General features: G+C 72.8%; 10 protein-coding genes. 5 read left to right on the top strand and 5 right to left on the bottom strand.

The annotated features are described in order from the left end of the window. Window positions 1–22 precede the first annotated feature (22 nt). The 3 genes from ACYSUO_RS24185 (at window position 23) to ACYSUO_RS24175 (ending at window position 3,749) form a co-directional block, all read left to right on the top strand. Window positions 23–1,591, top strand: a complete 1,569-nt coding sequence (locus ACYSUO_RS24185; RefSeq protein WP_461778332.1) for an MFS transporter — start codon at window positions 23–25, stop codon at window positions 1,589–1,591. A 116-nt stretch (window positions 1,592–1,707) separates the two neighbouring features. Beyond that, complete coding sequence (locus tag ACYSUO_RS24180; RefSeq protein ID WP_461778331.1) at window positions 1,708–2,115, top strand: DUF485 domain-containing protein; 408 nt, start codon at window positions 1,708–1,710, stop codon at window positions 2,113–2,115. Then, complete coding sequence (locus ACYSUO_RS24175; RefSeq protein ID WP_461778330.1) at window positions 2,112–3,749, top strand: sodium/solute symporter; 1,638 nt, start codon at window positions 2,112–2,114, stop codon at window positions 3,747–3,749. The genes ACYSUO_RS24180 and ACYSUO_RS24175 overlap by 4 nt, the downstream gene beginning before the upstream one ends. Window positions 3,750–3,761: 12 nt before the next feature. On the opposite strand, the gene def is transcribed toward ACYSUO_RS24175, so the two are convergent. From def to ACYSUO_RS24150, 5 genes are all read right to left on the bottom strand, one after another. Further along, window positions 3,762–4,364: a peptide deformylase gene (gene def, locus ACYSUO_RS24170; RefSeq protein WP_461778329.1), complete on the bottom strand. Its 603-nt coding sequence runs from the start codon at window positions 4,362–4,364 to the stop codon at window positions 3,762–3,764. Window positions 4,365–4,663: 299 nt separating this feature from the next. After that, window positions 4,664–5,566, bottom strand: a complete 903-nt coding sequence (locus ACYSUO_RS24165) for a cellulose-binding protein (RefSeq protein ID WP_461778328.1) — start codon at window positions 5,564–5,566, stop codon at window positions 4,664–4,666. Window positions 5,567–5,718: 152 nt separating this feature from the next. Further along, the gene (locus ACYSUO_RS24160; RefSeq protein ID WP_461778327.1) at window positions 5,719–6,717 is read right to left on the bottom strand and encodes an LCP family protein; all 999 of its coding nucleotides are present in this window, start codon (window positions 6,715–6,717) and stop codon (window positions 5,719–5,721) included. Window positions 6,718–6,798: 81 nt separating this feature from the next. Next, window positions 6,799–9,630, bottom strand: coding sequence for an SUKH-4 family immunity protein (locus tag ACYSUO_RS24155; protein WP_461778326.1), 2,832 nt, complete (start codon window positions 9,628–9,630; stop codon window positions 6,799–6,801). 7 nt (window positions 9,631–9,637) lie between these two features. Continuing rightward, window positions 9,638–10,630, bottom strand: a complete 993-nt coding sequence (locus ACYSUO_RS24150; protein ID WP_461778325.1) for an SMI1/KNR4 family protein — start codon at window positions 10,628–10,630, stop codon at window positions 9,638–9,640. 300 nt (window positions 10,631–10,930) lie between these two features. Here ACYSUO_RS24150 and ACYSUO_RS24145 point away from each other — a divergent pair, with 300 nt between their 5' ends. After that, window positions 10,931–11,494 carry a YwqJ-related putative deaminase gene (locus tag ACYSUO_RS24145; RefSeq protein ID WP_461778324.1) on the top strand — a complete coding sequence of 188 codons (564 nt, stop codon included), beginning with the start codon at window positions 10,931–10,933 and terminating at the stop codon, window positions 11,492–11,494. Further along, a complete protein-coding gene (locus ACYSUO_RS24140) occupies window positions 11,494–11,991 on the top strand; it encodes an SUKH-3 domain-containing protein (protein ID WP_403853644.1) in 498 nt (165 codons plus the stop codon). The genes ACYSUO_RS24145 and ACYSUO_RS24140 overlap by 1 nt, the downstream gene beginning before the upstream one ends. Window positions 11,992–12,491: the final 500 nt, after the last annotated feature.

Genomic DNA, 12,491 nt, shown 5'->3' with positions numbered 1-12,491 from the left:
TAGATACGTGCAGGGGGAACACATGCAGGGGTCCACCGACCGACGCCGCGGGGCAGTCGTCGCCGCGCTGATGCTGAGCATGGCGCTCGCCGCGCTCGACACGACGATCGTCTCGACCGCGGTACCGCAGATCGTCGGCGACCTCGGCGGCTTCTCCGTCTTCTCCTGGCTGTTCTCGGGCTATCTGCTCGCGGTCACCGTCACCCTCCCCGTGTACGGGAAGCTGTCGGACACCTTCGGCCGCAAGCCCGTGCTGATCGCGGGCAGCGTGCTGTTCCTGGTCGGCTCGCTGCTGTGCGCGTCCGCGTGGAACATGGGCGCCCTGATCGCCTTCCGGGTGGTGCAGGGCCTGGGCGGCGGCGCGATCCAGGGCACGGTGCAGACCCTGGCGGCCGACCTCTACCCCCTGAAGGAACGCCCCAAGATCCAGGCCAAGTTGTCGACCGTGTGGGCCACTTCGTCGGTCCTCGGCCCGGCGCTCGGCGGGCTGCTCGCCTCGTTCGCGGGCTGGCGCTGGATCTTCCTGATCAACCTGCCGATCGGCGCCGTCGCGCTCTTCCTCCTCGTACGACACCTGCACGAACCTCGGGCGGACCGGGAGCACGCGGCCCGCCCGCGGATCGACTGGGCGGGCGCGCTCGCCGTGTTCGCGGCCGGCGGGGCGCTGCTGACCTGGCTGGTGCAGGGCGGGGTCGCGTGGGCGTGGGGATCGGTGCCCTCGATCGCCCTGCTGTGTACGGGAATTGCGCTCATCGGCGCCGTCTTCCTGATCGAGCGGCGGGTCGCCGAGCCGATCCTGCCGGGCTGGGTGTGGCGGCGGCGCACCATCGCGGCGGTCAATCTGGCGCTCGGCGCGATGGGCCTGCTGATGGTGGCGCCGACCGCGTTCCTCCCGACGTACGCGCAGTCCGTCCTCGGCCTGTCCCCCACGGCCGCCGGCTTCGTGCTCTCCGTCATGACGCTGAGCTGGCCGGTCTCGGCGGCCCTCAGCCAGCACGTGTACCGCAGGATCGGCTTCCGGGACACGGCGGCGATCGGGATGGCGGGGGCGCTGGTGCTGCTCGCCGCGTTCCCGCTGCTGCTGCCGTACCCGGGGGAGGTCTGGCAGCCCACGCTGCTCAGCCTGCTGCTCGGCGCCACCCTCGGCCTCTTCCAGCTCCCGCTCATCGTCGGCGTGCAGTCCACGGTCGGCTGGGCGGAGCGCGGCACCGCCACCGCGTCGGTCCTCTTCTACCGGCAGATCGGGCAGACGGTCGGCGCCGCCGCCTTCGGAGCGGTCGCCAACGGGGTGATCGCGGGCCGCCTCGGCTCCGGCACCGACCTCGACTCGGTGGCCCGCGACACCGGCGCCGACGAGGTGCGCCGGGCGATCGACGCGGCCGTCGACTCGGTGTACGTCGGCGCGGCCTGCGCCGCCGGAATCGCCCTGCTCGTCCTCCTCACGCTCGCCCCGCGGCGCTTTCCCGTCCTGGAATCGGAGGCTCCCGATCCCCTAGCGGAGAAGAGCGGGCAGGAAAAGTCATCCGCCGCACAACTCCCCCACCAGCAACACTCACCTCACGTACAAGAAAAGTCGCCCGGCACCGACTGATCGTTCACCTAAACGCTCCCCAACTCGTCTACCTACGAGTAACGTTCCGGCTCCCCACACACTCCCTGCGGTCCGTCCAGTCCCCGGCGGGCCCGAGCCACGCAAGGAGAACAGGGATGTCGTACCAGCCCCAGCCATCACAGCCCTATCCGTTCCAGGCGTACCCCCCTCCCCACACGCGCGCCCCCGCTCACCCCCACTCGCACCGTCTCCCGCGCCATCCCGACGCACCCAGCGGCGAACTGCGCCTGCTGCGCACCGCCTACCGCTGGCAGCGCCGCGTCGCCACCCTCACCGCCCTCGGGTACTTCACGCTGTTCCTGCTGCTCTCCGCGTTCGCACCGGGCCTGATGAACCGCTCGGCCACCGGCGGCCTCTCCACGGGACTGCTCATCGGCCTGTGCCAACTCCCGGTCACCTGCCTGGCGTTGTTCCTGTACGAGTACACGGCGCGCCGCCGCGTGGACCCGCTCGTCCACCGCATCCGCCGGCAGTGCCGCAAGGGCGGGGGCTACGCGCGATGACAACGGGTCCGGCCGTCGCCGCCGCGTCCACCGACGCCATGTCCCTGGTCGCGTTCACGGCGGTGGCGACGATCACGCTGCTGCTGTGCATCATGACCGGCCCCGACCGCGACGGCCTCGAGGAGTTCTACACGGGCTTCGGCCGCCTCGGCCCGATCCGCAACGGCCTGGCCATCGCGGGCGACTACATCTCCGCGGCCACCGTCCTCGGCACCGGCGGCATCATCGCGCTGCTCGGCTACGACGGCGTGGTGCTCGCCCTGAGCACGGCGCTCTCCCTGATGCTGCTGATGTTCCTGCTGGCCGAACCGCTGCGCAACGCGGGCCGGTTCACGATGGGCGACACCCTGGCGCGGCGGATGCCGGGCCGCTCGGTGCGGATGGCGGCCTGCGCGGCCACGATCGCGGCCCTGATGCCCATCATGCTCGTCCAACTGGCGGGAGCGGGCGACCTGTTGGCGTTCCTGCTCGGCTTCAGCAACGAGACCTTCAAGACGGCCGCCGTGATCGCGCTCGGCGCCCTCATGATCAGCTACGCGGTGATCGGCGGCATGAAGGGCACCGCCGTCATCCAGATCTTCAAGATCGTGATGCTGCTCGGCTCGGGCATGGTGATCGCCCTGCTCGTACTGAGCCGCTTCGACTGGGATCCCGGAACGCTGCTCGCGGCCGCCGCGCGCGGCAGCGGCGCGGGCAACGCCTATCTGTCCTCGGGCCTCCAGTTCGCGGGCAGCCCGGCCCCCCGCCTCGACATGATCACTTCGGAGCTGACGGTGGTCGTCGGCGGGGCCGCGCTGCCGCACGTCACGATGCGCATGTACACGGCCCGGCACGCGCGCGAGGTGCGCCGCTCGATGACCTGGGCGGTGTCCGCTGTCGGCCTGTTCGTACTGATCATCTCCGTGGTCGCCTTCGGCGCGACGGCGATGCTCGGCAGCCAGGCGATCACCCAGGCCGACCGGCAGGGCAACACGGCGTATCTGCTCGGGGCGCGGGCGGTCTTCGGCGCGACGACGAGCACGGGCGAGTCCCTGCTGTTCACCACCGTCACCACGGCGCTCTTCCTGACGCTGCTCGCCTCGGTCGCGGGCATGATCCTGGCCTGCGCGAACTCCCTCGCGCACGACGTGATCGCCTACACCAAGCGGGAATTGACGGGCCGTAAGGAACTGACCATCGCCCGGATGTCGGCCCTCGGCGTCGGCGCCTTCGCGATCGCCCTGGCCTGCGTGTTCCAGCACCGCAACCTGCAGCCGCTGGTCACGCTCTCCTTCTGCCTCGGGGCGTCGGCCATCGCCCCGGCCCTCGTCTACAGCCTCTTCTGGCGCCGCTACACGCGCGCGGGCCTGCTGTGGACACTGCTCGGCGGCACGGCGGCCTGCGTCGTCCTGATGACCGGCACCAACCTGGTGTCGGGCTCGCCGACCTCGGCGTTCCCCGGCATGGACTTCAACTGGTTCCCGTTCACGACGACGGGCGTCGTGTCCATCCCGCTGGGCTTCCTCTTCGGCTGGCTCGGCACGGTCCTCACGGACCGGCGCAAGGCCGACGCGCAGCGGCAGCAGTACGAGGCCGTGGAGGCGTGGATCCTGGCGGGCTCGCCGACGGCGCCGGGCGGGAGCACGCGGAACTGAGCGCGCCCGGCGTTACTTGCCGAGCCGCTCCGCCAACTCGGCGCGACGCGCGAGCACATCATCCTTCAGCTCCTCCATCTCCCGCAGCGCGTCCCGGCGTTCGCGCTTGGCGAGGCGGTCGATGTAGAGGCGGCCGTACAGATGGTCCGTCTCGTGCTGGAGGCAGCGGGCGAAGTAGCCGCGGCCCTCGACGACGAGCGGGTTGCCGTCCTTGTCCTGACCGCGTACGACGGCGTGGTCGGCGCGCGCGACCGTCTTGTAGGGGCCCGGCACGGAGAGGCAGCCCTCCATCTCGTCGACGAGCCTGCGGTCCGCCGGCGGCTGCTCGTCGAGCACGGGGTTGCAGATGTGGCCGGTGTGCCGGACGCCCCAGTCGTCCTCCATGTCGTAGACGAAGAGCTGGAGGTCCACGTCGACCTGGTTGGCGGCGATGGCCGCGCCGTGCGCGACGTGGTTCGTGGCGAACATGTCGTCGATCAGGCGGTCCAGCTCGGGGGTGCCGAAGAGGGTGGCGGTGACGGGTTCGCAGCGGCGGCGCAGGACGTCCTCGCCGACGATCGTGATGCGCCGGACCGCGCCGCGCTCCACCTCCGGCAGCAGCTGGCCATCACCCATGTCGACTCAACCTTTCGCATCCGCCCACCACTTGACGACCGCCCAACCTTAACGGTGCACTCGTCCGCCCCCACGCCACGGGGCTCCGCCCCGGACCCCGCTGCTCAATCGCCGCAGGGGCTGGAAATACCGAGCCCCGCCGGCGATTGAGGCGACCCGGCCCGGCGGCGATTGGCATTTCCAGCCCCGCCGGCGTTTGAGGCGCGGGGTCCGGGGCGGAGCCCCGATCTTTCCAGCCCCGCCGGCGATTGAGGCGCGGGGCCCGGGGCAGCGCCCCGTGGCGTGGGATCGGGTGGGCCTCACTCGGCCTCGGCGGACGCCTTGCCCGTGAGGGTGGCCAGCGAGGCGCGGACGTGTTCCATGTGGGAGCGCATCTCCTCGCGCTCCTCCTCGTGCCCCGAGAGGATCGACTCCGTCTCCCGCTCGATCCGCTCCTCACGCGCCCGCGCCTGGGCAAGCAGCTCCGCCGCCGCGGCCTCCGCGTCCTCCTGGCCGTGCCGCGCCTCCTCCTCGGTCTCACCGAGCAACCGCTTCGCCTCCGAAAGCCGCTCCTCGGCCTCGGCGACGGCACCCGCCTCCCACGCCTCGGACGCGGCCACCTGCTCGGCCGCCTCCCGGTCCGCCTCCTCGATCCGCTCGGCGTGCTCCTTGGCCTGGTCGGCGAGGTGCGCGTCCGTGCGCTCACGCATCTCGCGCAGCACCGCGAGCGCCTCGCCGCGCATCTCCTTGACGTCGCGCCGGGCGGACACCCGGATGTCGTCGGCCTCGGCCTGCGCGGCCGCGATGCGCCGCTGCGCGTACTCCTCCGCCTTGCCGCGCACCTCGTCGGAGTGCGCCTGCGCGTCGTCCCGCGCCTCGTCCGCCGCCGCGCGTGCGGCATCGGCCTCGGCCTGCGCGTCGGCCAGCGCGGCGCCGCGCACGGCGGTGTCCTCCTCCTCGGCCAGCTCCAGGAGGTACTGGGCCCGCTTGCCCAGCGTTTCGTACGTCTGCGGGGCGAGGTTCGCGACGGCCTCACGCAGTCGCTCGACCTCCTCCTCCATCTCCTTGGCGAGGACGGTCAGGCGCGCGGCCCGCTCCCAGGCCTCGTCCCGTTCCCCGGAGAGCTTGGCGGCGGCGGCCTCCACCTGCTCGGGCCGATACCCCCGGCCCCGTACGCCGACGAAGCCGTACTGCGACGACCCCGTTCCACCCGCACCGCTCATCTGGATCCCCTCTCCGGCAAGGCACCGACCGGCACCGGCAAGCCCGATCTACGACATTTTGCGCGATTGGCGCACATCTTGATGGAACAACCTGAGGCGGCCACATTCCGACACACGTGACGCCCAGGTCGACCCACTCGGTCCAGGATGCGTCAATTGCCGTCGAAAGTCGGAATCGCCTTGTCCTCTCGCAGCGCGGTGAAGAGCTGATCGGCCTCGCTCTCGTTCCACATCACCACGTCCCCGACTCCCGAAACATCGGGCTCACTGCCCACAGGAACGGTCGTCGTCGCGGCCGGATCGGACATCTTCACACCCATGTTCGCCAGCGCGCCGACCCCGGTGTCCTTGTCGACGGTCAGCGCGTCGAGCGAGGCGCTCATGAACGGGATCAGCCTCCACGGCGGCACCAGCACCCGCAGGCTGAGCGCCTTGTGGGCGATCGCGTCCACCAGCTGCTGCTGCCGCTTGACCCGGCCCAGGTCGCCCGTCGGGTCGGAGTAGCGGGCGCGCGCGTACTGCAGGGCCTGCGTGCCGTTCATCGTCTGGCAGCCAGCGTCGAAGTCGGCGCCCGACTTCTCGTCGTGCAGGCCGCCGTCGGCCACACAGATCTCGACCCCGCCGAGCGCGTCGACGACATCGACGAGACCCAGGAAGCTGACCTCCGCGTAGTGGTCCATGCGCAGCCCCGTCGCCTGCTCCACGGTCTGTGTGAGCAGCTTCGCGCCGCCCACCGAGTACGCGTAATTGATCTTGTTCTGGCCGTATCCCGGGATCGGGACGTACGAGTCGCGCGGGATCGAGACGAGATACGGGCCGCTGTCCCCGTAGTGCAGCACCATGATCGTGTCGGTGCGGTTGCCCTCGTCGTTGCCGACGTGCAGGTCCTTGCGCTGTTCGGGCGTCAGGTTCTCCCGCGAGTCCGAACCGACCAGCAGCCAGTTCGTGCCCGCGCCCGCGGCCGGACGGCCGTCGTAGTCGCTGAACGCGTCCGTCGTCTGGAGCCGCGAACCCGCCCAGAAACACAGGCCGATGCCGTACGCGGCGAGCACCACGAGGACGACGAGCAGGGTCAGTCCGACCCGCCGGGGCCAGCGCCGCCGCGGCCGCTTCGCCCGCAACGTCGTCGGCTCACTCCACTCAGCTGCCATGTGCGCATGATCGGGGCGCCCGACCCGTCGCGCAGGTCGAGCGCCCCGTCACCGCCGTACGAGACAGCCTTACGCGGCCGCCTACAGCAGCCCGTCCCACATCTGCTCGAGCAGCACCGACCACCAGGTCTCGGGCGATCCGAGCGCCGCCGAGTCGATCGCGCTCAGCTCCGCCTGGAAGTCGACGGTCCAGCGGCCCGCCTGCTCCTGGTTGAGCCCGAAGCGCAGCCGCCACATCCGGCCGAGCAGAGCGATGGAGCGGGCGAACTCCGGCAGACCGCTGTTCACGAACTGCGGCGGCGCGGGGGCGCCGTCGGGCCCCGCCTCCACCGGCACGGCCACGATGTTCGCCGTCCCGTACTGCACACACAGCGCCTTGCCGAAGTCGCTGCCCATCACGAGGTACGAGCCCGCGTCCGAGGCCGCCTGCACGCCACGCTCCTGCGCCAGCTCGGCGAGCGTCGGCACGGGGCGGCCAGGCTGGGCCTGCGCCCAGAAGAACGGCCCGAAGTCGGACGGAAGACCCGCGACGACGAGCGTGTGCGCCACGGTGTCCGGGACGCCCTGCCGCGACACGGCCCGCTGGTCGAAGCGGAACACACCGGGGCCGAACGCCGCCGCCAGCTCCTGCGCGATCGCCTCCGGCGCGGCCGGGGGCGCGGGGTGCGCGGGTTGCAGCGGGGCGCGCACCGGCGCCGGGCGCGCCGGGCCGTCGGCGACCTGGTGCAGCTCGCCCTGGTGCGCGAGGAGCTGCTGCATGCCCTGCTGACGGCTCGCGTGATCGGTGCCGTACGGCGCGATCGACGTGATCCGCGCCTGCGGCCACTGCTCCTGGATCATGCGCGAGCAGTACGCGCCGGGCAGCGAGCAGGACTCCAGCTCCGTGTGGAGTTCGAGCACCTGGTCCGGCGGCACGCTCATGCCGCGCAGCTCGTGGAAGATCTGCCACTCCGGGTGCGGCGTCCCCGGCGCGGACCGCCGGATGAGCTGCTGCTCGGACCCGTCGGGCGCGCGGTACCGCAGCACGGCCTGATACCCGGGCCCCACGGTCGGCTGCCCCGCCGGCTGGGCGGGCTGCTGACGCTGCGGCGGCTGCGGATACCCGTACGCCGCCGGGGGCGCGCCGGGAATCTGCTGACCGGGAGCGGGCGGGGGCATGGGGCCGGGACCCTGCGGGGCGGGACCCGAGAGCATCGTGGCGGCGTGGTGGACACCCGCGCCGGGCGCGCCGGGGGGTGGGGGTGGGGGCGGCGTCGACTGGTCGGGGCCCTGCGGGCCGGGGCCCGAGAGCATCGTCGCGGCGTGGTGCACGCCCTCGCCGGGAGCACCAGGGGCGCCAGGGGCGCCGGGAGGCGGAGGCGGGGCCTGACCTGCGGGGCCGCCGGGAGGCGGGCCCGAGAGCATCGTCGCGGCGTGGTGAACGCCCTCGCCGGGAGCACCGGGGGCACCAGGGGCGCCGGGAGGCGGAGGCGGGCCGGGCTCGCCAGGCGTCTGCGGCGGCGCGTCCGGGCCGGGCTGCGACATCATCTGCGTAGGCACGTAGCCACCCGCCGGGGCACCGGGAGGTCCCGGCGGCGGCGGAGTCTGCGCACCGCCACCCCGCGGGGGCTCGGCCTTGCTGGTCGCGGCGTTCGCGATGTCACCGGCGCCGGGCGGCAGCGGCCGACCGCCGGCGTCGCGTGCCCCGGGACCCTCCTGCGGGTAGCCGTACGAAGCCCCGGGAGGCGGCGGCCCGGGAACCGCGGTCCCCGGAGCGGGCGGCGGGAACGAGGCCGCGGCCGCGGCCTGCGGATAGCCGTAGGAGTCGGTCCGCTCGGCGGGAGGGGGCGTCGGAGCCGCGGGCGGCGCCGACGGAGGCTGAGCACCCGTGTCCGACGCAGCCGGCGGGAAGCCGTACGAGGGCGCCGAAGCAGGCGGAGCCGACGGAGGCTGAGGGCCCGTGTCGGACGCGGCCGGCGGGAAGCCGTACGAAGGCGCCGAAGCAGGCGGAGCCGACGGGGGCTGAGCACCCGTGTCCGACGCAGCCGGCGGGAAGCCGTGCGAAGGAGCAGGCGGAGCCGACGGGGGCTGCTGGGCAGGCGCGTCAGGCGCAGGCTGCTGGTTGGCGTACGTCACCGGGACGTCCGACGGGGGCGGTGGTGGGGGCGGCGGGATGGTGCCCTGTGGGTAGCCGTACGAGGGCGGGGCCGTCGGCGGCTGGGCGGCCTCGGGGGGACCCGCCGGGTAGCCGTACGACGACGTCTCCGGCTGCTTGTCCAGGGCCGGGGACGGTGCCGTCGGCGGCAGCTGGCTGCCACCCACGATGCGGGCCGTCTGCGCGTCCGGCGTGACACCGGGCGGCGGCGCGTCCTCGGCGAGCGGCGGCGAGAACACCGTGTCGGGCAGCGGAACCGAACGGTCCTCCTCGTCGCCCACCCCGTTCGTGTCCGTACCGGCCCACGGCGTCGCATCGACCGGGACCGGGGCCGGGGGCACGGCGTCCTGCGGCTCGGCATCGACCCGCGCAGGAACCGAATCCACCGGCTCGGCCGGCGCGTCCGAACGCCGGTCCGCCTCCTCCTGCAACCACTCCGGAGGAGTCAGCAGGAACGACGTCTGGTTCAGGTCCACCCGCTCCGGCGACCGCGGAGCCGACGGCTCGGCCGGCGCGTCCGGCAGCCCGTACTCCTCCTCGTACCGCCGGATCACCTCACCCACCGGCAGCGAGGGCCACAGCGAGGCGTCCCCGCTGTCCCGCGCGATCACGAGGCGCTGGCGCCCGCCGTCGGACACCGGACCGGCCTCCCGGTCCTCCGCCCACACGACGAAGCCCAGCTCGAACTCCCGCACCCGCACCTCACGGTGCTGGTACGCGGGCACCTCCCCGTTGATCCATTCCTCGGCGCGCTCCTGCGCCTGCGCGAACGTCACCATCGCAAGCTCACTCCCCACCGGCGACCGGAACGGCACGCGCGAAGCCGCCGTCCACCATCAGATTCGCCACCGTCTCCAACTCCGGCGGACTGCCCGCGAGTCGGGACAGGAAACCGTCGAAGTCCGCACCGCAGGGCAGCAGCAGCCGCTCCACCCGCTCGGCCACCGGCAGCACCGCCGTCTCACCGCTGTCCCGCGCGTCGTCGTACGCGCAGAACCACACGGAGCCGACCGCGTCGCCCCGCACCTTCACGGCGAGCAACCCGCCCTGCACGAACGCGACACCCAGATAGTCCTTCGTCAGGTGATCGCGCAGACACTTGTTGACATACACCAGGTCGTTCACGGCCGCCTCGTCGCGCACCGTGAAGAACGGCTGGTCGACCAGGAGGCCCAACTCGGCGTCCAGGCCCGTCCCGACGGGCGCGCAGCCGCCGCCCGCCTTCAGGAACGAGCGGTACGCGCCCGGCAGCCGGTAGCCCAAGTCCTCCTCCGCGGACAGCACTTGGCTCTCCGAGACCGCGACCCCGGACTTCGGGAGACCGAAGTGCACGGGCCGCGTGTCCTGCAACGGCCGCGTGCCACGCTTGCGCTGGTCCACCGCAGCCGTCGCGAGACCACCGTGGTGCCGCAGCAGCGCCTTCACCTCGACCGGGATCAACTCCAGGCGACGCGAGCCGCGCGCGTGGTGCCACGTCCAGCCGTGCGGCGTCGCCACCGGCGGGATCATGTCCCACAGTTCGTGCCCGGACGCGGCGAGCGCCGCGTTCGCCGACACGTAGTCCGTCAGCCGCAACTCGTCGACACCGAAGCCCTGCGGCGGATCCGCGATCTCCGCGACGGCACGGGCATACGGGGAGAAATCCGGGAAACCGTCATCGTCCACGCGAACTCCGCGCGGATGACGGGCAGCGCGGACCGGGTCCGGGAAGTGCACGACCTGCCCGGCATAAGCCGCGTTCGGCGGCGCGGCCTGCTGCCCGAGCCGACCTGTCGTCATGGCTGTTGCCCCCTGCGGCGCTCGTGACGGTTGCGGATCTGTCCCGGGGCCGTCCCGGGTCTGTTCCGGACCTGCTCCTGATCCGTACGAATCAAACGACAGCCTATGCGGTTGTGCGACACCGGTCACCGGGCCTCCGGTTCCATGACCAGCAGTCACCTGAGCATCACCACGACGTGACCGATCGGGCGTGACAGCGCCGACATCGGGGTCCGGCTTCCACATCCGCGGGCCCGTTTGGCAGTCTGTGCAGGCAACCAGGGGGATTGCAGTGGGGAACTGCAGGAGGGGAAACAACAGATGCGCAGCGGTACCGCAGAGGAAACTGCACCCGCGGACGAGCAGCCCGGCGACGACCCGCGCGTCGGCTGGAGCGCCACCGACGACGGCGCCGTACCCACCCTTCGCGTGCGCCGGGACGGCATACTCCCCACCGTCGCCGCCGCCCTCTCCGTCCGCGGCACCACCCTCACCGCGACCGCGGCCCGCGGCGAAAAGGCCCCGGCCCTGCACCCGTTGGTCCAGGACTTCCTGGATACGTTGACCAGCGCGCAGCGCGACCGTTTCACCGGGCGCTGCGCCGAGGTCATCCTCGTCTCCCGGCACCTCACGGCGAGCGACGCCGAGCGCACGGAGAAGTCGAAGCGGGCCCGCCGCAGGCCCATGACCGTCGGAGAGGCCCGCAAGGCCCTCAAGCAGTCCAAGCTCACCACCCGGCGCATCCGCGAGGACGGGGACCCGCTGCACGGCGGCTTCGCCCGCCCCTGTCGCGCCTGTACGGCGCTGACGGCCCACTTCGGCGTCCACGTAGTGGCCCCCGAGACGGACAACACCCCGCACGACGACAACGAGGCCGCGCACTGATGCCCCACCCCACCTCCCAGGACGCCCGCTTCTCCGACCTGGTCGACGCCACGTTGCGCGTCGCCGGATGGCAGCCGGGCCGCTGGGACATCAAGCAGGCGGAATTCTGGGCGGACGCCCTGCGCACCCACGTCTCCCCCGCCGGCCACCGCCACTCCGTCTTCCCGGCGGCGGTCGAGGCCTGGGCCGAATTCGGCGGCCTCCACCTCACGCCCACGGGCCCCGGCCGCCACATCGCCCCCGCCCAGCCGCACCTGGACCCCCTCCACGGCCTCCACGCGGCCCGCACCCTCGGCGACCTCGGCCGCGCCCTCGACACGGAACTCGCTCCGCTGGGGGCGGAGTCGGGCACGGAGGCGTTGCTGGCGATCGACACGGAGGGCCGCATCTACGCCCTCGACCACAGCGGCGACTGGTACCTGGGCCCCGACATAGACGCGGCCCTCTCCACCCTGATCACGGGCCTCCAGCCCCCACGCCTGTCCCCTCCGGGGTAACCGGCACCTGCCCACCTGCGGCAGGGTGTCCCCCGCCCGGGTCGAACGGTGTGCCCCACCCGCGTCGAACGTTGTCCCCCACCCGCGCCGAACGGGTCCGCAACCCGCCGGTCCCGCGCCGTCCGGCCCCGTCTGACCTCAACCGCCCCTGCCGGGCCACGGCCAACCCCCGCCTGACTCCGCCGGATCCGCCGCCCATCTCCCACCCGCCCGCCCCCTCCGGGGGCTCCGGCCCAGAGGGGTGCAGCACCCTCGGTTGGCGACCGGTGCCGCGCAACGCGGGCATGGGGCCCAGCCCCGGACAAGCACAGCCCCTGGCGCAACGCACCGCTCACAACAGACGCCGAGCCCGGCCACGGCCAACCCCACCCGATCCGTCTCTCCCCCGCCTGCCCCTTCCGGGGACTCCCGCCCAGAGGAGTGCGGCACCCCCGGTAGGCGACCGGTGCCGCGCAACACGGGTGTGGGGCCCGACCACGGACAAGCACGGCCCCTGGCGC

The organism is Streptomyces sp. UC4497 (genome assembly GCF_054871485.1).
This window is presented reverse-complemented; position numbering and strand designations above follow the sequence as displayed.

Excerpts from the sequence above, each read along its gene's own strand:
- ACYSUO_RS24185 (WP_461778332.1), top strand. The coding sequence starts at position 23 with ATGCAGGGGTCCACCGACCGACGCCGCGGGGCAGTCGTCGCCGCGCTG.
- ACYSUO_RS24180 (WP_461778331.1), top strand. The coding sequence starts at position 1,708 with ATGTCGTACCAGCCCCAGCCATCACAGCCCTATCCGTTCCAGGCGTAC.
- ACYSUO_RS24175 (WP_461778330.1), top strand. The coding sequence starts at position 2,112 with ATGACAACGGGTCCGGCCGTCGCCGCCGCGTCCACCGACGCCATGTCC.
- def (WP_461778329.1), bottom strand. The coding sequence starts at position 4,364 with ATGGGTGATGGCCAGCTGCTGCCGGAGGTGGAGCGCGGCGCGGTCCGG.
- ACYSUO_RS24165 (WP_461778328.1), bottom strand. The coding sequence starts at position 5,566 with ATGAGCGGTGCGGGTGGAACGGGGTCGTCGCAGTACGGCTTCGTCGGC.
- ACYSUO_RS24160 (WP_461778327.1), bottom strand. The coding sequence starts at position 6,717 with ATGGCAGCTGAGTGGAGTGAGCCGACGACGTTGCGGGCGAAGCGGCCG.
- ACYSUO_RS24155 (WP_461778326.1), bottom strand. The coding sequence starts at position 9,630 with ATGGTGACGTTCGCGCAGGCGCAGGAGCGCGCCGAGGAATGGATCAAC.
- ACYSUO_RS24150 (WP_461778325.1), bottom strand. The coding sequence starts at position 10,630 with ATGACGACAGGTCGGCTCGGGCAGCAGGCCGCGCCGCCGAACGCGGCT.
- ACYSUO_RS24145 (WP_461778324.1), top strand. The coding sequence starts at position 10,931 with ATGCGCAGCGGTACCGCAGAGGAAACTGCACCCGCGGACGAGCAGCCC.
- ACYSUO_RS24140 (WP_403853644.1), top strand. The coding sequence starts at position 11,494 with ATGCCCCACCCCACCTCCCAGGACGCCCGCTTCTCCGACCTGGTCGAC.